At 65.5% G+C, this 19,768-nt stretch carries 18 protein-coding genes; 15 read left to right on the forward strand and 3 right to left on the reverse strand.

Annotated elements, in window-relative coordinates; translation table 11 throughout:
- Window positions 1-19 precede the first annotated feature (19 nt).
- From clpS to GUY30_RS05530, 10 genes are all read left to right on the forward strand, one after another.
- Complete coding sequence (gene clpS, locus GUY30_RS05485; RefSeq protein ID WP_135810635.1) at window positions 20-325, forward strand: ATP-dependent Clp protease adapter ClpS; 306 nt, start codon at window positions 20-22, stop codon at window positions 323-325.
- 3 nt (window positions 326-328) lie between these two features.
- Window positions 329-916 carry a DUF2017 family protein gene (locus GUY30_RS05490; protein ID WP_167194752.1) on the forward strand — a complete coding sequence of 196 codons (588 nt, stop codon included), beginning with the start codon at window positions 329-331 and terminating at the stop codon, window positions 914-916.
- Window positions 913-1,734 carry an MBL fold metallo-hydrolase gene (locus GUY30_RS05495; RefSeq protein WP_167194755.1) on the forward strand — a complete coding sequence of 274 codons (822 nt, stop codon included), beginning with the start codon at window positions 913-915 and terminating at the stop codon, window positions 1,732-1,734. Before GUY30_RS05490 ends, GUY30_RS05495 begins: the two co-directional genes overlap by 4 nt.
- Window positions 1,735-1,782: 48 nt before the next feature.
- Window positions 1,783-2,505, forward strand: coding sequence for a ribonuclease PH (rph, locus tag GUY30_RS05500; RefSeq protein ID WP_167194758.1), 723 nt, complete (start codon window positions 1,783-1,785; stop codon window positions 2,503-2,505).
- Window positions 2,502-3,107, forward strand: a complete 606-nt coding sequence (gene rdgB / locus GUY30_RS05505; RefSeq protein WP_167194761.1) for an RdgB/HAM1 family non-canonical purine NTP pyrophosphatase — start codon at window positions 2,502-2,504, stop codon at window positions 3,105-3,107. The genes rph and rdgB overlap by 4 nt, the downstream gene beginning before the upstream one ends.
- A gap of 146 nt (window positions 3,108-3,253) precedes the next feature.
- Window positions 3,254-4,741 (forward strand): ABC transporter substrate-binding protein, encoded by a 1,488-nt coding sequence (locus GUY30_RS05510; protein WP_167194764.1) that lies wholly within the window; start codon window positions 3,254-3,256, stop codon window positions 4,739-4,741.
- A gap of 12 nt (window positions 4,742-4,753) precedes the next feature.
- On the forward strand, window positions 4,754-5,701 hold the full coding sequence (locus GUY30_RS05515; protein ID WP_167194767.1) for an ABC transporter permease: 948 nt from the start codon (window positions 4,754-4,756) through the stop codon (window positions 5,699-5,701).
- Window positions 5,698-6,645: an ABC transporter permease gene (locus GUY30_RS05520; protein ID WP_167194770.1), complete on the forward strand. Its 948-nt coding sequence runs from the start codon at window positions 5,698-5,700 to the stop codon at window positions 6,643-6,645. The genes GUY30_RS05515 and GUY30_RS05520 overlap by 4 nt, the downstream gene beginning before the upstream one ends.
- The gene (locus GUY30_RS05525; protein WP_167194773.1) at window positions 6,638-8,479 is read left to right on the forward strand and encodes a dipeptide ABC transporter ATP-binding protein; all 1,842 of its coding nucleotides are present in this window, start codon (window positions 6,638-6,640) and stop codon (window positions 8,477-8,479) included. Before GUY30_RS05520 ends, GUY30_RS05525 begins: the two co-directional genes overlap by 8 nt.
- A gap of 49 nt (window positions 8,480-8,528) precedes the next feature.
- A complete protein-coding gene (locus GUY30_RS05530; RefSeq protein WP_167194776.1) occupies window positions 8,529-9,944 on the forward strand; it encodes an amidase in 1,416 nt (471 codons plus the stop codon).
- A 135-nt stretch (window positions 9,945-10,079) separates the two neighbouring features.
- Here GUY30_RS05530 and GUY30_RS05535 read toward each other — a convergent pair whose 3' ends face one another.
- Window positions 10,080-11,990: a zinc ribbon domain-containing protein gene (locus GUY30_RS05535; protein ID WP_167194780.1), complete on the reverse strand. Its 1,911-nt coding sequence runs from the start codon at window positions 11,988-11,990 to the stop codon at window positions 10,080-10,082.
- A 115-nt stretch (window positions 11,991-12,105) separates the two neighbouring features.
- On the opposite strand from GUY30_RS05535, the gene GUY30_RS05540 reads away from it, so the two are divergent.
- Window positions 12,106-13,398: a cell division protein PerM gene (locus GUY30_RS05540; protein ID WP_208091489.1), complete on the forward strand. Its 1,293-nt coding sequence runs from the start codon at window positions 12,106-12,108 to the stop codon at window positions 13,396-13,398.
- A 149-nt stretch (window positions 13,399-13,547) separates the two neighbouring features.
- Here GUY30_RS05540 and GUY30_RS05545 read toward each other — a convergent pair whose 3' ends face one another.
- Entirely contained in the window at window positions 13,548-14,000 is a 453-nt protein-coding gene (locus GUY30_RS05545; protein ID WP_062241515.1) for a hypothetical protein, read from the reverse strand.
- A 102-nt stretch (window positions 14,001-14,102) separates the two neighbouring features.
- On the opposite strand from GUY30_RS05545, the gene purN reads away from it, so the two are divergent.
- The 4 genes from purN (at window position 14,103) to GUY30_RS05565 (ending at window position 16,982) form a co-directional block, all read left to right on the forward strand.
- The gene (purN, locus tag GUY30_RS05550) at window positions 14,103-14,726 is read left to right on the forward strand and encodes a phosphoribosylglycinamide formyltransferase (RefSeq protein ID WP_167194783.1); all 624 of its coding nucleotides are present in this window, start codon (window positions 14,103-14,105) and stop codon (window positions 14,724-14,726) included.
- A 48-nt stretch (window positions 14,727-14,774) separates the two neighbouring features.
- Window positions 14,775-16,319, forward strand: a complete 1,545-nt coding sequence (gene purH / locus GUY30_RS05555) for a bifunctional phosphoribosylaminoimidazolecarboxamide formyltransferase/IMP cyclohydrolase (RefSeq protein ID WP_167194786.1) — start codon at window positions 14,775-14,777, stop codon at window positions 16,317-16,319.
- 1 nt (window position 16,320) lies between these two features.
- Entirely contained in the window at window positions 16,321-16,662 is a 342-nt protein-coding gene (locus GUY30_RS05560; RefSeq protein WP_062241521.1) for a hypothetical protein, read from the forward strand.
- A 137-nt stretch (window positions 16,663-16,799) separates the two neighbouring features.
- A complete protein-coding gene (locus tag GUY30_RS05565; RefSeq protein WP_167194789.1) occupies window positions 16,800-16,982 on the forward strand; it encodes an Rv0909 family putative TA system antitoxin in 183 nt (60 codons plus the stop codon).
- A gap of 144 nt (window positions 16,983-17,126) precedes the next feature.
- On the opposite strand, the gene GUY30_RS05570 is transcribed toward GUY30_RS05565, so the two are convergent.
- Window positions 17,127-19,679 carry a UvrD-helicase domain-containing protein gene (locus GUY30_RS05570; protein ID WP_167194792.1) on the reverse strand — a complete coding sequence of 851 codons (2,553 nt, stop codon included), beginning with the start codon at window positions 19,677-19,679 and terminating at the stop codon, window positions 17,127-17,129.
- Window positions 19,680-19,768 lie beyond the last annotated feature (89 nt).

Raw genomic sequence — 19,768 nt, forward strand, 5'->3', positions numbered from 1 at the left:
TCTGCCGTAAGCTGGAAACGTGAGCAATCCAACGACACCAGTCCTGGAGCCGGAGGTCGACGTCCGGCCGTCCGAGAGCCTGGCCAAGCCCTGGAGGACCGTGGTCTTCAATGACCCGGTCAACCTCATGAGCTATGTCAGCTTCGTGTTCCAGACCTACTTCGGATACTCCGAGGAGAAGGCCCACTCACTCATGCTCGAAGTCCATGAGAACGGACGCTCCGTGGTCGCCACCGGAGGTCGCGAGGCCATGGAACGAGACACCCAAGCGATGCACGAATACGGCCTGTGGGCTGCGTGCCAACCCGATTCAGGATCCGACTGACACATGGCCGCTATCGACGCACGAGGGGACGATGTCGTCCTCACACTGCAGGACAACGAACGCTCGCTCATGCTCACCGTGTTCACCGATCTCGCGGCTCTGCTGGCCGAAGACAGTGACGACGATGACGACCGCCCGGACTCGGAGAACTGGGAAGCCCGACTCGGCCTCGTCGACCGGCCCCGCCCCGAGGACCCGGCACTGCTGCGTCTGCTGCCCGACGTCGATCCCACCGATGCAGAGCGTTCAGCGGAATTCCGCCGCCTCACCGAATTCGATCTCAAGCAGGCCAAGGCACACAATGTGCGCATCGTGCTGCTGGGACTGAGCAAGGGCAACGACATCTCCCTGACCCGGGACGAAGTGCTCGCCTGGATGAAAGGGCTCAACGATCTGCGACTCGTCCTCGCCGTCCGCCTCGGGATCGATACCGAGGAGGCGCAGGAGGCGCAGGAGGAGAAGTACGCCCACCGCGAGGACCTCTCCGAATCGGAAGACCTCACCCTGACCCTGTACGACTTCCTGACCTGGATTCAGGACCGACTGACGACGACCTTGCTCGACCAGACGCAAGGGGATGACGAGCTATGAAACTCACCGCTATCGGCACCGCCGGCTCCTTCCCGGGACGGGGCGCTCTCGCCAGCTGCTACCTCATCGAAACCGATGAGGACACACCCACTCGCATCATCCTCGACCTCGGATCCGGTGCGCTCAGCCCCCTGCAGGAGACGATCGACACCGATCGCCTCTCCGGGATCGTGCTCAGCCACCTCCACCCGGACCACTGCATGGACATGACCGGTCTGTACGTCAAACTCTGCTTCGACCCGAAGTTCTTCAACGGCGACATCTCCGACACCGGCACGATCCGCACCCGCACCCCGGTGCTCGCTCCGGCCGGTGCGAAGGAACGGCTGTTCCGGGCCTACTACACGGATCCCGGCAAGTCCCCGGTCGCCAACGGGGGAGACGACTCGGACTTCGACCACGCCTTCGAATTCACCGACATCGACCACGGCAGTCGGCATCAGATCGGATCGCTGACCATCGAATCCTTCCTCGTCGACCACCCTGTCGAGGCCTATGCACTGCGGATCACCGACGCGGCCGGCAAGGTCATCACGTATTCCGGCGACAGCGACGAATGCGACAACCTCGTCGAGGCGGCGAAGGGTGCCGACCTCTTCCTCTGCGAAGCCGCTTTCCAGGAAGACCGCGACACCGCGCGCGGCATCCACCTCACCGGCAAACGCGCCGGGCGAGTAGCGCAGAACGCCGAGGCGGCAGCGCTCGTGCTCACCCACATCCCGATCTGGACCGACTGCTCCATCGTTCGCGGTGAAGCGGCCGGGGAGTACCGTGGACCCATCGAGCTGGCGAAGCCCGGAGCCACCTGGACCGTGTGAGTCGGCGACGACCAGCAGACACCACCACCGAGACGAAAGAGGCAGACAGTGCGAGCAGACGGCCGTGCAGCAGACGAACTCCGTGAAGTCCGGATCACTCCGGACTGGATCAACACCGCCGAAGGGTCCGCGCTCGTGGAATTCGGCAACACCCGCGTGCTCTGCGCGGCCTCGCTGACCGAAGGAGTGCCGCGCTGGCTCAAGGGCCAGGGACGCGGATGGGTCACCGCCGAATACGCCATGCTCCCGCGGGCCACCGACTCCCGCAGCACGCGTGAGTCAGTCAAGGGCAAACAGGGCGGACGCACCCACGAGATCTCCCGCCTCATCGGGCGCAGCCTGCGTGCGGTCATCGACATGGACAAGCTCGGAGAGAACACCCTCGTCCTCGACTGCGACGTCCTCCAAGCCGACGGCGGCACCCGCACCGCGTCGATCACCGGCGCCTACGTGGCACTGGCGAAGGCCATCGACAAGGGACGGTCGACCGGGCTCATCCCCGCCGCCCACCAGCCGATCATCGACTCGGTGTCGGCCATCAGCGTCGGCATCATCGACGGAGAGCCCCTCCTCGACCTGCCGTACGTCGAGGACTCGCGCGCCGAAACCGATATGAACGTCGTCATGACCGGTTCCGGAAAGTTCATCGAAGTCCAGGGGACCGCCGAGGGAGCTCCGTTCGACCGCGAAGAACTCGGCAAACTGCTCGACCTCGCCGCTCATGGCTGCACCGAGCTCACCCGCATCCAGTCCGACGTGCTCGCCGCATGACGACCTTCGTCCTCGCCACTCACAATGAGGGCAAGAAACGCGAGCTGCTGACCATCCTCGGCCCCGTCCTCGGTGACGACACCCAGGTGCTCTCCGCCGCCGAGGCGGGACTGGCCGATGTCGCCGAAACCGGAGTCACGTTCGCCGAGAACGCGCTCATCAAGGCGCGTGCCGCGGCCTCCGCGACGGGACACACCTCCATCGCCGACGACTCCGGAATCAGCGTCGACGTCCTCGGCGGTGCACCGGGCATCTTCTCCGCCCGCTGGGCCGGCCGCCACGGCGACGACCGAGCGAACCTCCAACTGCTGCTCGCTCAGCTGGGCGACATCGCAGCCGAACACCGCGGAGCACAGTTCCGCTGCGCCGCTGCTGCTGTGACCGCCGACGGACGCGAGTTCACCGCCGAGGGCGTGATGCCCGGACGTCTGGCCACCGAACCCAAGGGGGAGAACGGCTTCGGCTACGATCCGATCTTCGTTCCCGAGGGTTCAGACCTCAGTGCCGCCGAGATGAGCGCCGAGGAGAAGAACTCACGCTCCCACCGCCGGTTCGCCTTCGACGCACTGGCCGCGATCCTCGCCGACGAACCGAACCTCTGAGCCACCTGCCTAGGCCGCCCAGCATCTGAACGCAGCCGCCTCACCAGCTGAGAACTTCGGATACACTGACGATGCTTGAATGTTGGCGAACGACCCTTCTTCGTGGTCGGCGAAATCGAGGAGAACAATGAAGACTCCGGGGCATCATGACGTGGGTGGCGGCCGCTGCCGCCACGAGCCTGCTCATCACAGGCTGTTCGGCCGGAGCCTCCGACTCCGGAGGCGATGCACAGAAGAAGGACTCGATGACCATCGCCTTCACCGCCGAACCGGTCAACCTCGACTTCACCTCCACCTCGGGAGTCGCCATTCCCGAAGCGCTGATGGAGAACGTCTACGAATCGCTCGTCCGGCTGGACGGAGAAGGCGAGATCCAGCCCGCACTGGCCAAGGACTGGAAACTGTCCGACGACCGCAAGACCTACACCTTCGAACTCCAGGACGGTGTGAAGTTCTCCAACGGTGCGGACTTCACCAGCGAAGACGTCAAGTACTCCTACGAACGAGTGCAGAAGGACTGGAAGAACGCGCTGAAGTCGAAGATGGACATCGTCGAGTCCATCGAAACCCCGGACGACTCCACCGTCACGATCGAGCTGAAGAAACCGTCGAACACCTGGCTGTTCAACCTCACCAGCCTCGTCGGTGCCGTCTTCGACACCGAGGGCACCACAGACCTGGCGAACGAAGCCATCGGCACCGGTCCCTTCCAGATCGAGAAGTTCACCCGCGGACAGTCCATCGACTTCGCCGCCCGCGACGACTACTGGGGTGAGAAGCCCTCCCTGAACTCGGTCCAGTTCAAATACTTCAAGGATGCGGTCTCGGCCTCGAACGCCCTGAAATCCGGAGAGATCGACCTCGTCTCCAACCTCCAGGCACCCGAACTGGCCGGAGAGTTCCAAAGCGATGACTACCAGATCGTCTCCGGCACCACGAACGGCGAAGTCGTGCTGTCGATGAACAACGCCGAAGGCATCTTCAAGGACAAGAAGGCCCGTGAAGCCGTGATGCATGCGATCGATCGCAAGGCCGTCCTCGACACCGCGTGGGCCGGCTACGGCGAACTCATCGGCTCGATGGTGCCCCCGACCGACCCGTACTACGAAGACCTCACCGGCGAATGGAAGTACGATCCCGAGAAAGCCAAGAAGCTCGTCGACGAAGCCGGGATCAAGGGCGAGGAGTTCGCCTTCACCGTGCCGAACCTGCCGTACGCGAAAGCGATCTCCGAGATCGTCTCCGCTCAGCTCGAAGAGGTCGGACTGAAAGCGAAGATCTCGACTCAGGAGTTCCCCGCCGTGTGGTTGGACAAGACGTTCACCGAACACGACTACGACATGTCGGTGATCAACCACGCCGAACCGCGCGACATCCTCACTGTGTTCTCGAAGGACTACTACATCGGCTACGACGACTCGAAGATCAAGAAGATCGCGGAGAAAGCCGACACCGGCACCGAAGAGGAATACATCTCCGGGATGAAGGAGATCGCACGGACGATCACCGAGGATGCCGCCTCGGACTTCCTGTTCTTGTTCCCGAACCTCGTCATCGCCAAGGCCGACGTCGAGGGGATCCCCGCCAACCGCGTCTCCGACGCGTTCAAGATCGCCGACCTCAGCTGGGCCTGACCGCGAACGTCGATGCTCACCTACGCAATCAACCGTGCGATCCAGTTCGCACTGTCCCTCCTCGTCGCCTCGGTGGTGGTCTTCGCCCTGATGAGCCTGCTGCCGGGAAATGCGGCTCAGGTGGCGCTGGGAACGAACGCCACCCCGGAAGCGGTGGCGGCGCTCGAAGCACAGTACGGGCTTGATCGACCGCCGATCATCCGGTACTTCGACTGGATGGGCGGAATGCTCACCGGAGACTTCGGCACCTCCTACGTCACCGGCGCCGAGATCACACCCGTCATCGTCGACAGCGTCCAGGTCACCGCGATCCTCGTCATCGCCGCCATCGCCCTGTCCATCCTCATCGCTGTCCCCCTGGGCACCTTCGCCGCCCTCGAACAGCGCAACTGGATCGGCGTGACGATCTCGGCGATCAGCCAGGTCGGCATCGCGATCCCGAACTTCCTGGCCGCGATCATCCTCGTCATCATCTTCTCGCTGACCCTCGGATGGTTCCCGTCCCAAGGCTGGATGGCCCCGATCGAGGGCCTCGGCGGCTTCCTGCTCCGCCTCGTCCTGCCGGTCGTGTCGCTGGCGCTCGTCCAGGCGGCGATCCTCACCCGCTACGTTCGTTCGGCGGTCCTCGACGTGATGCGCGAGGACTATATCCGCACCGCCCGTGCCAAGGGACTGACCAGGACGAAGGCACTGTTCGTGCACGGACTGCGCAATGCCGCGATCCCCGTCATCACCGTCGCCGGAGTCCAACTCGCCACTCTGCTGGTCGGGGCCGTGATCATCGAACAGATCTTCGTGCTGCCGGGAATCGGGTCCGAACTCGTCCGCGCCGTGGCCAACCGCGACCTCGTGGCGGTCCAGGGCATCGTCATGGTCCTCGTCCTGCTCGTCCTCATCATCAACCTCATCGTCGACATCCTCGTGCCCATCGTCGACCCCCGCATCAGGAACGCCGCATGAACCCGACCGATGCCCAGAATCCCCGCGACCACATCGATCCCGTCGATGACGACGCGACCGGCACGACCGCCTCGGCGAAGGTCGGACCGACCCGGTCCCGCAAGGGCGGACGGCGAGTGAACGCATCGATGCTCATCGGTGCGGCGCTCGTCGTGCTCATCGTCGGGCTCGCCCTCATCTCCTTCGCGTGGACCCCGCACGATCCGAACGCGATCGACCCCGCCGCCAGACTGCAGAACGGCAGCCTCGCCCACCCGTTCGGCACCGACACCTTCGGTCGGGACACGCTGACCTGGGTGATGGTCGGAGCCCGGATCACCCTGCTCGTCGGGGTCGTCGCCGTCGGCATCGCCCTGCTCATCGGCACCCCGATCGGCATCATCTCCGCACTCTTCGCGAAGCAGCCGTGGGGGATGTGGATCGACGCGGTGATCATGCGCGCCAACGACATCCTCCTGGCCTTCCCCGCCCTTCTGCTGGCGATCATCTTCGCCGCCGTCTACTCACCGGGGACGGGACCGGCGATGGTCGCCGTCGGCATCGCCGCGATCCCCGGGTTCGCCCGAGTCGCGCGGTCCGGGACGCTGCAGGTGCTCGGCTCCGAATACGTGCGGGCCGCACGAGCCTCGAACCGTCGGGTCCCGGCCATCGCCTTCGTCCATGTCCTGCCGAACATCGCCGGAATGGTCATCGTCCAGGCGTCCGTGGCGTTCGCGATCTCCGTCCTCGCCGAGGCGGGGCTGTCCTTCCTCGGACTCGGCACCCAGGCCCCGACACCCTCGTGGGGCCGGATGCTGCAGGAGTCCCAGCAGTACCTGTCCACCCACCCCGAACTCGCGCTGTGGCCGGGAGTGTTCATTGCACTCGCCGTGCTCGGATTCAACCTCTTGGGCGATGGGCTGCGTGACCGGTTCGACCCGAAGATGGAGGCCCGAGGTGCCTGAGAATCTGCTCGAGGTCCGTGACCTCACTATCACCCCTGCCGGAGCGGAGACACCGGTGCTCCACGATGTCAGCCTCAGTCTGGCGCCGGGGGAGCGGGTCGGGCTCATCGGCGAATCCGGGTCGGGAAAGTCCCTGACTGCGCAGTCCGTGATGGGTCTGCTGCCCGAAGAGCTGCACGCTCGGGGCCAGGTGCGCCTGCAGGGGCATTCCGGGAACCTCCTCGAAGCGAACGAGAAGACCCTGGCCGGGTTGCGTTCGGACATCGTGTCGATGGTGTTCCAGGAACCCATGAGCGCCCTCAACCCGCTCATGCGCATCGGCGACCAGATCGCCGAAGTGCTGCGCATCCACGGCAAGGTGCCGCGAGCACAGATCCCGACGCGGGTGCGCGAACTGCTCCACGACGTCCACATGCCCGACCCGGACAGTGCCCGGTTCGCCTACCCGCACCAGATGTCGGGCGGACAGCGGCAGCGGGTCATGCTTGCGATCGCCCTGGCCAACTCGCCGAGGCTGCTCATCTGCGACGAACCCACCACTGCCCTCGACGTCACCGTGCAGAAGCATATGCTCGACCTCATCGCCGAAAGGGTCGCGGCGGTGGAGGCGGGACTGCTGTTCATCACTCACGACCTCGCCGTCGTCGCCGGGGTCTGCGACCGGGTCATCGTCATGTACCGCGGCCGCATCGTCGAGTCCGGCAGCGTCGACGAGATCTTCACTGCTCCCAAGCACGAATACACCCGTGGACTCCTGGCTTCCTCGGATCTCGAATCCACCGACGACCGCGGCCGGCTCTTCACGCTCAAGACCGCGCTCGCCTACTCGGGGCCGCAGGTCGACGCGGAGTCGCCGGCCGAGGCGGATTCGTCGGATGGGGCGGGGGAGTCAGAGGAATCCGAGTGCCGTGAGGAGTCGACGACCTCGACCCGGTCGGGGCACACCGGCACGACCGTCGCAGAGTCGACGGACGATGGCGATGACGGGGCCGCCTCGACGCGGGAGAACGACGGGGCCGCCTCGGTGGGGGAATCGGCACAGCTCATCGAGGTCTCGGGCGTCACCCGGGTCTTCCGCCGACGGGGATTATTCGGCCGCAGACGCTCGCAGGTCACAGCCCTGGGCGGAATCGACTTCACCGTCGCAGGCGGAGCCCGTCTGGGCATCGTGGGGGAGTCGGGCTCGGGGAAGTCGACGCTGCTCAACATCCTCTCAGGCCTCGATCGACCGACCACCGGCCACGTGCGCGTCGGCGACATCCGGGTCGAAGCCGCAAGCTCACAGGCGCTGCGCCGCCTGCGTGAGAATCTGCAGATCGTGTTCCAGGACCCGTTCGCCTCGCTCGACCCGCGGATGCGAATCGCCGATATCGTCTCCGAACCGCTCATCGCCGCCGGCGTCGACAAGGACGAACGCATCGCACGGGTCGAGGAGATGATCGCATCCGTCGACCTCGATGCGGACTCCCTGCGCCGGTACCCGCACCAGTTCTCGGGCGGGCAGAGACAGCGCATTTCGATCGCCCGGGCGCTGGTGACCAGGCCGCAGATCCTCGTCGCCGACGAACCTGTCTCAGCCCTCGACGTCTCGGTTCGCGCGCAGGTGCTCAACCTGCTCACCGACCTCGTCGACGAGTACGCGCTGACACTCCTCTTCGTCTCCCACGATCTCGGCGTCGTCAAACACCTGTGCTCCGACGTCATCGTCATGAAAGCCGGGCAGATCATCGAATCGGGTGCGACGGAGGACATCTACGCGCACCCGCAGGAGGAGTACACGCGACGTCTCATCGCCGCCACTCCGAGCCTCGCCGAGGCGCTCGCCGCCGGATAGCCCGGCCCGCGCGCGGGGAGCGACGAACCACCGAGAGAAAGGGCAGCATATGACCACATCGCTTGCCGACCGCAGTGCGGCCGAACTGGCGGCCGGATTCGCCGGCGGGGACTTCGACCCGATCGAGGTGCACTCCGCGGTCGTGGACCGCATGGACGAATGCGAACCGACCATCAACGCCCTGTTCCACCGCGACGACGAACGCTCCCGGGACGCCGCGGCGGCCAGCGCCGCACGCTGGCGTGAGGGCCGCCCGCTGAGCGACCTCGACGGGGTGCCCGTGACGATCAAGGAGAACATCGCCCGCCGCGGAGTCCCGCTGCCCAGCGGTCACGCCTGGGTGGAGACGCCGGTGGCCGGTCACGACGCCCCGATCACCGAGCGCCTCGAGGAAGCCGGCGCCGTCATCCTCGGGTCGACGACGATGCCCGACTGGGGAATGCTCTCCTCGGGAGTGTCCTCTCTGCACGGCATCACCCGCTCGCCCCTGGACCCGAGCCTGACGACCGGAGGGTCGAGCGCCGGTGCCGGAGCCGCGGCGGCAGCCGGCTACGGACCCATCCACATCGGCTCCGACATCGGCGGATCCATTCGCCTGCCCTGCACCTGGCTCGGACTGGCCGGGCTCAAACCCAGCTTCGGCCGCGTGCCGCTCGACGCGCCCTACCTGGGCAGGTGCGCGGGACCGCTCGCGCGGACGATGGCCGATGTCAAAGCCGCCATGGACGTCATCTCCGCCCCGGACGATCGTGACTATTCACGGCTGCCGCGCTTCGCCGCCGATGACGCGCAGGCTCTGCCGGGCAGCGACACGACCGCGACCTTCGATCCGCGGGGACTGCGCATCGGCGTGCAGCTCGACGCCGGGTGCGGAGTCGCCGCAGATGCGCAGGTGCGCTCGGCCGTCACCGAGGCGGCCGACCGGTTCTCCGCGGCCGGAGCCGAAGTCATGACGCTCGATCCGTTCATCGACGATGATCTGCTCCACGACATGGACCTGTTCTGGCGGGTGCGGTCGTGGGCCGACCTCAAAGCGCTGCCCGTCGATGAGCAGGCACTCATCCTGCCCTATATCCAGCAGTGGGCTCAGGACGGGGCCGATACCAGCGGAGTCGACCTGATCGGCTGCTATCACAGCGTCCAGGAGATCCGGCGGCGGACGATCAACGCTACTGCCGAGTTCGACCTGGTCATCTCGCCGACGGCTCCGGAAGCGGCCTTCCCGGCCGAACAGCCCATGCCCTACCCACAGGTTCACGAACCGATGGGCCATATCGGGTTCACGATGCCGTTCAACATGTCCGAGCAGCCGACGGCAACGGTGCTGGCTGGCTTCATGGACGACGGGCGGACCATCGGTGTGCAGATCGCAGGGCGACGGTTCGCCGACGAATTCGTCATGGCCGCCGGCGCCTGGTTCGAGGCCGCTGCCGGACTCGAGCTGCCGACGCGGTCGGTGGGCTGACAGAACGAGAACAGCGGGCCTGTGACGACCGGGAATCGGTCGTCACAGGCCCGCTGTGTCTTCAGCGCCGCCTCGGTGACAATGGTGCCTCACCTCAGGGGAGGCGAGGCACCGAGATGTCGGTGAGTCCTGAGGTCAGAAGTCGAAGAACTCGACCGAGAGCTTGTCTCCGTCGATCTTCACGCTTCCGGACACCGACAGGGAGTTGCCGTTGGAGAAGTACGAGGAGCCGGCCCTCTTGCCGTCGACGGAGAAGTCGAACTTGCCGGGCTTCTCCGTGAAGAACGAGCCGGTGCTCGTGTCTCCGGCACCGAAGCTGGCCTTCACCTTGGGCATCTCCTTCATGTCCCAGTCGGCCGTGTTCTTCTTCGCCAGATCATCGAGTTTCTTGTCCGAACCGCCGACGGGAATCTCGGTCGGGTCGTACTTGATGAAGTCGCACTTCGGCTCGATGCTCTTGTTGTCGAAGCACTTCTTCAGCTCCTTCTCGACCTGTTTCTGAACTTCCTTGTCGAAGGCTCCGGTCGGGGCCAGATCGAGGTTGAGCGTGGTGGGAGACGCCTGCCCCTTGTTCGGCTGTCCACCGGGAGCGAAAGCCTTCGGGAAGTTGACTTTGGCCGTATCGGACGCCTCGGAGATCCACTTGCTCTTCGGGATCGTGAAGTCGTAGCTGCCGGGGTAGACGGCGAACGAAGTGGTGCCCGACTTCGCCTTATAGTCCTTGCCGTTGACGGAGAGACCGTCGGCTGCGGGGATATCGAGGGAGATGACGTTGAGGTCGGGGCCCTTCATCGTCCACTTGTCGAAGAACAGGTCCTGCTTGCCGTCCTTCGTCGCGGAGAGCTCCACGTTGTAGGGGCTGCCGTCGAGCTCGTAGGACACGACGACGGTTCCCTTGTCTCCGTCGACCTTCGACGATTCGACCTTGGCCTTCTCGATCTTCGCCGAGGAGGGATCGGTGAATTCCTTCTGCAGCAGGTCGAGGTTCGTGCCCTCCGGCCGTGCGGACGGTGCGATCTTCTCCGCGGCTGCGAAGTCGCCCTTGTTGAGGGCTTCGACGTAGTCCTCAGCGACCTTGTCGGGTCCGTACTTGTTCTTATTCACACTGCCGATGACGAAGAACCCGACGAGAACGAGGACGATGACGAGTGCGACCGCGCCGAGAGTGATGAAGAGGGGCAGCTTGCCCTTCTTCTTCTCGGGACGATTCTCGGCACGCGTAGCGCCGTTCTGTGCGCCGGCGAAGCCCGGAGCCGGAGCCGGCTGGGGAATCGCCTGCGACGAACCGGAACCGGTCTGCTGGGCGTTCGGTCCTGATCCCGTCTGGTACTGCCCCGACTGGTTCTGCGCGGAGTTGTACTGGCCCGGCTGGTTCTGAGCACCAGGGTACGGAGGCTGGTTCTGAGCACCCGGGTACGCGGCATTCGAATACTGGCCTCCCGGCTGTCCGCCCTGCGGCTGTGCGCCGGGGTAGCCGCCGTTCGGCTGTTGCGGGCTCTGGTACTGCCCGTTCTGAGGCTGGCCATTCGGGGACTGACCGTTCGGAGATGGGGCACCTCGGTAGGGGCCCGCCTGCGAGCCGCCCGGGGCGTTCGCTCCGCCATTCTGGCCGGGGCCGAAGGACTGATCGTTCTGGGCACCGGGGCCCGAATACTGCGGCGGCTGGTTCTGCTGAGAAGGCGCCGGAGCGACAGTGGGGCGCGACGGCTCATCGCCGGCAGGGGTGCCCAGGGGCGGCGCCTGATCATCGGGCACCGAGGAACCGCTATCGGACTGAGCCGGGCCATCGGCTGCGGGGGAGTCGTCGCCGGATGCCGAGGTGTCGGCCTCGGCAGGAGCCTGCGCATCCGAGTCGGACGGACCATTGGTCGAATCCGGCCCGTCAGCGGACTGCGGCTGCGAGGTGGGCGTCTCGTCGCCTGGGGCGGCGCTCGAACCGGTCGGGCCCTCATCCGTCGGAGTCTCCGACTCAGGCTTCGGTCCGCCGTTCTCCGGAGGCTCGCTGGGTGGTGGCGGGAAATTGGGGTGATCGTTCCCGTTGCTCATCGTGGGGTCATCCTTTGCGTGTACAAGCCTGTCCTGGCGCAATTGTACTTCCCGGAGCAGGGAACCGCGTGGTCAATACCGGGAAGCCGACCCGAGTTAAGCGAAAATGGACCTGATGCACACTTCTCCACACCCTCAGCCCTACCGTCGGACGATCTTCGCGGCCCTCATGGAAGTCGTGAAGATCGACCTCATCGTCGTGCCCGCCGGGTTCGTCATCGCCACCGTCTTCTGGATCATCGGACTCGGTTCGCAGCTGCCGTACTCGGTGATTCCCGAATGGGCATTCGCGCTGTGGTCGACGGTGTCGGGACTGAGCGTCTCGACCCTCGGCTTCGACTTCTCACTGGCGCCGAGCCTTGTGGCTCTGGGCCTGTGGTTCCTGGTGGCGACGGGGGCCGGACGTGTGGTTGGCGGCACGGCGGCGGACAGCCCGACCGAGAGCGACGACGATCCGGGCGGATGGTGGGCGCTGATGGGAACAGCTCTGGGCACCTTCGTCGTGGTCTACGCTGGTCCTCTGCTGGTGCTGGCGATACTGGTCGGCCAGGTCGCTGTGACTCCGCTCGGATTCCTACGTCTCTTCCTCTTCCTCGTCACGGCTGTCGTGTGGGCGTTCATTCGAGTGCGGGGAATCGGTGACATTCCCGGACTGTCCATGTTCTCCGACTGGACGTGGAACGTCGCCACCGGGCTCGTTCGACGTCTGCTGTGGTCCGCCGCGGCTCTGAGCGCGATCGTCCTCATCGTCGGAGTCGTCATCCGCTGGGGCGACGTCGTTGACACTGCGCAGGTCTACAGTTCACCGGTCGCCGCCGGCATCGGCCTCCTCGTCGTGCAGGTGCTCTTCGCACCGAGCATTCTCTACTCGGCCCTGTCCTGGATCGCCGGGACGGGAGTGAGCATCGGCGAAGCAGAGACGAGCTCGGCGTTCCGGTCGACCGCTGTGCCCGTCCCCGATGTGCACGTGCTGCAGCTGTTGGACGGTGACTATCCGGCGTGGACGGCAGCGGCACCGGCACTTCTCGCGCTGCTCGGTCTGCTGTGCGTCATCCTCGGCCGAGACCGAGCCCGCGAAGTCGCGGCACAATCGTGGACGGGACTCGGCATCGCGATTGGGATTCTGTTCGTCACCTTCGAGATGCTCGCGCTCTTCGCCAGCGGTGCCATGGGCCCGCTGGGTCTGTCCGGATTCGGACCCTCGGCACTGACATCGGCGCTGGCAGTGACAGGATGGATCAGCGTGGGAATGGCCGGCGGCCTCCTGCTGATCAGACTCTCCGGTCTGCACAATGCGGATTCGGAATTCGACGATGACGACGAAGACGACGAAGAGGAGGCCTTCTTCGCTGAGGACGAACCGGAATCGATCGCCGACGACATCGTCACGGACGACGAACCGCGATAGCCGGGCGGGCCGCCTCGGTGCGGGATCTGCGTCCCAGGCGCAATTGCACTGTGAACGACGGGCCGCCTCGGCGAGGGTCTCAGACGTGAGTCGAGGGCATCCTCGGTGAAGGGATCAGTGCCGAACGATCGGGGATCGGAGCATCTGGATCAATTGGTGCCGGGCAGGTCGAGCTCCTGACCGGTGACCTGCTTGAACCAGTCGCCGAGTCCCGACTGATATTCGGTGCTGCATGAGAGCTGCGCCTGCTGCGTGATCGCATCGCGCAGGCATTCCTCGTACTTCGACTGCACCGGCCAGAGGATGACCGAGGACATCGTGGAGAAGATGAGATAGATGCTGAGCAGGCCGCCGAGGATGCCCAAGGACATGTTCCGGCGCTGCTTGGTCTTGACGACGGCGACGATGTACTTCACCGACCACACGACCGCGGCGATGGCGAAGCCGATGGCGGCGAGCTTGAACGGCAGCTGATACGTGAACGTCAGCACCGAGGCGAGGATCAGCAGTATCAGGACGAGCCCATGTCGTGCCGGTGCGGCCTGTGCCTCCTCTTCGGGAGTCGGTGCCTTCTTCTCTTCAGTATTCTGCGGTGACGTCACCCGATCAGTTTCTCACAGTCGACTGACAAATGCCTCGGCAGGCTGTGTCCGCACGATGACAGCCGCGCATCGTCCATGTGCTGCAGACGTTAGACTGTGCGGGTGCGCATCGTTCTTCTGGCCTCAGGATCCGGTACCCTCACGCAGTCCGTCATCGACGCCTTCGCCGACGGGACCCGCGGAGTCGACATCGTCGCCATCGGAGCCGACTCGGCGACCGCAGGGGTCCTGGCCAGGGCCGAGCAGCACTCGATTCCCACCTTCGTCGTCCGCCCCAAGGACTTCGCCGACCGCGAGGAGTGGAACGCAACGCTGAAGGACACGGTGGCCGAGCTCGCCCCCGATTGGGTGGTCTCCGCCGGATTCATGCGCATCCTCGGCCCCAGCTTCGTCGACGCCTTTCCCTCCCGGATCATCAACACCCATCCGGCGCTGCTGCCGTCGTTCCCGGGCGCTCACGGAGTCCGCGACGCGCTCGCCCACGGGGTGAAGCTGACCGGTGGAACCATCCACCTCGTCGACACCGGAGTCGACACCGGACCGATCATCACCCAGTACGCGGTGCCCATCGGCGATGACGACACCGAAGAGACCGTGCACGAGAACATCAAGGCCCGTGAACGCGAAGAGCTCGTGCGCCTGCTCGCGCATCTGGCCCACACCGACCTCGTCGTCGACGGCCGACATGTCCGCGGATATGTCGCCTCGGCGATGTCCGCCCACTGACCCCGCCGTGAGAAGAACCGACCGGCAACCGAACCTCAAGGAGGATCTGTGACAGGAACCCGCGCGATCAAGAGAGCGCTGATCAGCGTCTATGACAAGACCGGGCTGGAGGAGCTGGCTCGCGGCCTCCACGCGGCCGGAGTCCAGATCGTGTCGACCGGATCCACGGCAGCCAAGATCGCCGAGGCGGGAGCCGCGGTGACGAAGGTCGAAGAGCTCACCGGGTTCCCCGAATGCCTCGAAGGCCGAGTCAAGACACTCCATCCGCGCGTCCACGCGGGCATCCTCGCCGACTCCCGCAAGCCCGAGCACCTCGAGCAGCTGTCCGAGCTCGAGATCGAACCCTTCGACCTCGTCGTCGTCAACCTCTACCCGTTCGCCGACACCGTCGCCAGCGGAGCCGGCTTCGATGACTGCATCGAACAGATCGACATCGGCGGACCCTCGATGGTGCGCGCAGCGGCGAAGAACCACCCCACCGTCACCGTCGTGACCGATCCGGCCGACTACTCCGCGGTGCTCGACGCAGCCGCCGGAGACGGCTTCGACATCGACGCTCGTCGCTCCTTCGCTGCCCGCGCCTTCGCCCACACCGCGGCCTACGACTCGGCGGTCGCCTCCTGGCTCGCCGGAGAACTCGCCACCGAGGAGAAAGCCGCCTTCGCCGGACTCACCGGCGAGAAGATCACCGACCTGCGCTACGGAGAGAACCCACACCAGGCTGCCGCCGTGTACTCCGACGGAACCGCGGGGATCGCCGGTGCGAAGCTGCTGAACGGCAAGGCGATGTCGTACAACAACTACACGGACACCGACGCCGCGATCCGTGCAGCCTTCGACTTCGAGCAGCCGGCCGTGGCCATCATCAAGCATGCGAACCCCTGCGGAATCGCCGTCGGTGAGACCGCGGCCGCGGCGCACAAGGCCGCCCACGAATGCGATCCGCTGTCGGCCTACGGCGGTGTCATCGCCACGAACCGCGAGGTCGATGCCGAGCTGGCCGCCTCGATCAAGCCGATCTTCACCGAGTGCCTGGCCGCTCCGTCATTCAGCGCCGAGGCCCTTGAGATTTTCACGACGAAGAAGAACCTGCGACTGCTCGAACTCGGTGACATCGATGTGCCCGCCGCCGAGATCAAGCCGATCAGCGGTGGGTTCCTCGTCCAGGACCGCGACGCGTTCCAGGCCGAAGGGGACTCGCCTGAGAACTGGACCCTGGCCGCCGGTCCGGCAGCTTCCCCCGAAGTCCTTGCCGACCTCGACTTCGCGTGGAAGGCCGGACGGGCTGTGAAGTCCAACGCGATCCTGCTCGCCAAGGGCGGCGCCTCGGTGGGCGTGGGCATGGGCCAGGTCAACCGCGTCGACTCGGCCAAACTCGCCGTCGAACGTGCCGGAGCCGAACGCGCCGCCGGTGCGGTCGCCTCCTCGGACGCCTTCTTCCCGTTCCCCGACGGTCTGCAGATCCTCATCGACGCCGGGGTCACCGCAGTGGTGCAGCCGGGCGGATCGATCCGAGACGACGAGGTCATCGCGGCCGCGGAGGCGGCAGGCATCACGATGTACCTGACCGGGAGCCGCCATTTCTTCCACTGAGATGAAGCGCCCTCACCCCCGCCATGCACGGCGGGGGAGAGGCCCGATCGCGAAGCGATGGATCTACTGGAAACGCCGATACGCGCACCCCACCAGGCGTGATTGGGTGCTGCTCGGCTGTCTTCTGGGCGTCGCCGCCGCCGCGGCGTGCTCCGTCATCGACTTCCGCCTCGGTGCTGTCGTCCTTGCGGTCGTCCCCGCCGGTCTCGCCGGATTCCGTGCGATGCCGCCGCCGTGGACGGAAGTCTGGGTGAACCGATCGAAGACCGTCGACATCACGACGTGTCTGCTGTTCGCCGGTCTGCTGGTCGGACTGGCGTTCCTCGTGCCCCTGACCCGCTGACAGGTTGACCTCAGGGAAACTCCAGATGTGCATTCGCTGAGAAATGCGACCTGCAGGTGTCGTCACGCCGGGAACAGTGGCAAGGTGAGTGTCGTCAAGAGGTTCGATTCGAACCTTTTCCGATGAAAGGAGACAGCATGGGACTGGACGATCTGACAAACAAAGCCAAGGACGCCGTGAATAGCGATAAGGGTGAAGAGATCAGCGACCAGGGCCTGGACAAGGCTGCTGACGCCGCCAACAACGCCACCGGTGGAAAATTCGAAGACCAGATCAATCAGGGTCGCGAAGGTGCCGATGGCAAGTTCGGCAACGAATGATCTTCAATCCATAGCCGCGTCCGGCATGGATGAGCGCCGAGGAGAACCTGAGTTCTCCTCGGCGCTTTCTTGTGTTCCGGGACGGGTGAGCGGCACCGTGAGGTGGGTCCACGGTCCAGCCGCGCACCCACCGCAGGTGAGGAATCAGCCGAGCTTTTCGATCGGGGCGTAGCGCAGCAGCAGCCGCTTCGATCCGGCCGACCCGAAATCGACGACGGCTACGGTCTTGTCGCCGGCGCCGTTGACCTCGGTGACGGTGCCGAGTCCGAATGACTCGTGTGAGACCTTCTCACCGACCTCGACGGAGATGACCTCACGGTTGGGACGGATCCGGTTGGGGAATCCGGCGACCGGCGTCGAGGAGCTCGCACTCGAGCGGGAGCGGGATCCGCTGCCGGACGACCGGGATGACCCGAAGCCGCGAGAGCCGCTCGAGTACCCGGAGGAATAGCCGCCGGAGCCGAAACCTCCGGAACCGAACCCACCCGAGAATCCGCCGGAGAAGCTGCCCGTGTTCTCCCAGCTGATGAGGTTCTCCGGGATCTCGGACAGGAATCGGCTCGGCGGATTGTACTGAGGCTGACCCCACATGCTGCGAGTCTCGGCGCGAGTGACGAGCAGCCGTTGCCGAGCACGAGTGAGCCCGACATAGGCCAGACGCCGCTCTTCCGACAGCTCCTGCGGATTCTCGAAGGAACGCGAATGCGGGAATCCGCCGTCTTCGAGACCGGTGAGGAAGACCACGGGGAATTCCAGTCCCTTGGCGGTGTGCAGAGTCATCAGTGTGACCTGACCGAGTTCGGCATCGGGAATCTGATCGGTATCCGAGGCCAGAGCCACCTGTTCGAGGAACTGGTCGATGGCCGCGGGGCCGACTCCCGGTGCGGTGGAGGCGTCAGCGGAACCGGCATCATCGACGTCGGGATCGGCTGCCTCGGCGGCGGAATCGGTTTGCGCATCGGTCGCAGCTGCGGCGGCGGTCGCCTCGGTGACGGTGTCAGTGTCAGTGTCGGTGTCGGTACTGTCCGGCGTGTCCGGCTCCGCGACCGCGGAGGCCTCGCGGGTGGCGACGAAATCCTCTGCCACGGCGACGAGCTCGGCGAGGTTGTCGACGCGCGATTCGTCCTGCGGGTCGGTGCTCTTCTGCAGCGATTCGAGGTATCCGGACTGTTCGAGGATCGCCTCGATGACGCGGGAGAGCGGGGAGGACTCGGCGGTAGAGCGCAGATCCTGCATGAGGTCGTAGAACTTCTGCACCGAGGTCAGGGCACGCGAACTCAGGTGCGAGATCTCATCGAGGCGGCCCAACGCGGTGAAGAAGCTGATGCTCTCCCGGTCGGCGAAGTCGGCGATGATGCCCTCGGTGCGGTCGCCGATGGAGCGTTTGGGCACATTGAGGATGCGGCGCAGATTGACGTCGTCATCGGGGTTGGCGACCACGCGCAGGTAGGCGAGGGCGTCCTTGATCTCCTTGCGCTCGTAGAAGCGGGTGCCGCCGACGACCTTATACGGGATTCCGGAGCGGACCAGCGCGTCTTCGATGGCTCGTGACTGCGCGTTGGTGCGGTAGAAGACCGCGAAATCACCGTAGGTGTACTTCTCCTCGTCGATGAGGTCATCGATGCGGTCGACGATGAACCGAGCTTCGCCCTGTTCGTTCTCTGCCACCCAGCCGACGATCTGCTCGCCGGAGCCCTCCGAGGTCCACAGCTTCTTCTCACGGCGGTCGTCGTTGTTCGCGATCACGGCATTGGCCGCGTCGAGGATGTTCTGCGTCGAACGGTAGTTCTGCTCCAGCAGAATGGTGTCCGCGTTCGGGAAGTCTTTCTCGAATTCGACGATATTGCGCACCGTGGCGCCGCGGAAGGCATAGATGGACTGATCGGCGTCGCCGACGACGGTGAGCTCGGCACCCGTTGGGCCACCCGCGCCATCACCGGCCAGGGCCTTGATCAGGGCGTACTGCGCCGGGTTCGTGTCCTGGTACTCGTCGACGAGGATATGGCGGAACCGGCGACGGTAGGAATCGGCCACCTCGGGGAATGCGCCGAAGAGGTGGACGGTCTCTGCGATGAGGTCGTCGAAGTCGAAGGCATTGGCCAGCCGCAGACGGGAGGTGTAGCGCTTGAAGACGTCGGCGAGCACCTCATCGGCGGGGTTGTTGGGACGCGGGACGAAGTCGTCGGAGGTCTGCAGCTCGTTCTTGAGGTTGGAGATCCGGTGCAGGATGGCGCGTGGGGCGTACTTCTTCGTGTCGAGCCCCAGCTCCTTGAGGATCTGGGCGACGAGTCGCTGAGCGTCCTGGGCGTCGTAGATCGTGAAGTTCGACTTCATGCCCAGCACCTTCGCCTCGCGACGGAGGATGCGCACGCACGAGGAGTGGAAGGTCGAGACCCACATGGCGCGGGAGGCGGGACCGACGATCGAGGACACGCGTTCGGCCATCTCCTTCGCGGCCTTGTTCGTGAACGTGATCGCCAGGACTTCGCCGGGGTGGGCGCGACCGGTGGCCAGGGCATAGGCGATGCGTCGGGTGAGCACGGTCGTCTTGCCCGATCCGGCCCCGGCGACGATGAGCAACGGGGATCCCGTGTGGATCACGGCCTCGCGTTGCCTGGGGTTGAGCCCGGTGAGGAGTTCGGCCGCTCGGGAGTCGGCGCCGGCGGCATGGTCGGTGTGTTCAGCTGCAGCAGTCATGTCGCCCCCAACGATACCGTCAGGCTCGGACACGACACGATCGGTCCCTCCGCCGGCCGCTCACCGGCCGTTCCACAACCCTCAGAACT

The sequence above is a fragment of the Brevibacterium pigmentatum genome, assembly GCF_011617465.1.
In the GTDB taxonomy this organism is placed as follows: Bacteria; Actinomycetota; Actinomycetes; order Actinomycetales; family Brevibacteriaceae; genus Brevibacterium; species Brevibacterium pigmentatum.

Excerpts from the sequence above, each read along its gene's own strand:
- GUY30_RS05510 (WP_167194764.1), top strand. The coding sequence starts at position 3,254 with ATGACGTGGGTGGCGGCCGCTGCCGCCACGAGCCTGCTCATCACAGGC.
- GUY30_RS05495 (WP_167194755.1), top strand. The coding sequence starts at position 913 with ATGAAACTCACCGCTATCGGCACCGCCGGCTCCTTCCCGGGACGGGGC.
- GUY30_RS05530 (WP_167194776.1), top strand. The coding sequence starts at position 8,529 with ATGACCACATCGCTTGCCGACCGCAGTGCGGCCGAACTGGCGGCCGGA.
- rdgB (WP_167194761.1), top strand. The coding sequence starts at position 2,502 with ATGACGACCTTCGTCCTCGCCACTCACAATGAGGGCAAGAAACGCGAG.
- GUY30_RS05540 (WP_208091489.1), top strand. The coding sequence starts at position 12,106 with ATGCACACTTCTCCACACCCTCAGCCCTACCGTCGGACGATCTTCGCG.
- GUY30_RS05515 (WP_167194767.1), top strand. The coding sequence starts at position 4,754 with ATGCTCACCTACGCAATCAACCGTGCGATCCAGTTCGCACTGTCCCTC.
- GUY30_RS05490 (WP_167194752.1), top strand. The coding sequence starts at position 329 with ATGGCCGCTATCGACGCACGAGGGGACGATGTCGTCCTCACACTGCAG.
- GUY30_RS05535 (WP_167194780.1), bottom strand. The coding sequence starts at position 11,990 with ATGAGCAACGGGAACGATCACCCCAATTTCCCGCCACCACCCAGCGAG.
- GUY30_RS05560 (WP_062241521.1), top strand. The coding sequence starts at position 16,321 with ATGAAGCGCCCTCACCCCCGCCATGCACGGCGGGGGAGAGGCCCGATC.
- GUY30_RS05520 (WP_167194770.1), top strand. The coding sequence starts at position 5,698 with ATGAACCCGACCGATGCCCAGAATCCCCGCGACCACATCGATCCCGTC.
- GUY30_RS05565 (WP_167194789.1), top strand. The coding sequence starts at position 16,800 with ATGGGACTGGACGATCTGACAAACAAAGCCAAGGACGCCGTGAATAGC.
- GUY30_RS05570 (WP_167194792.1), bottom strand. The coding sequence starts at position 19,679 with ATGACTGCTGCAGCTGAACACACCGACCATGCCGCCGGCGCCGACTCC.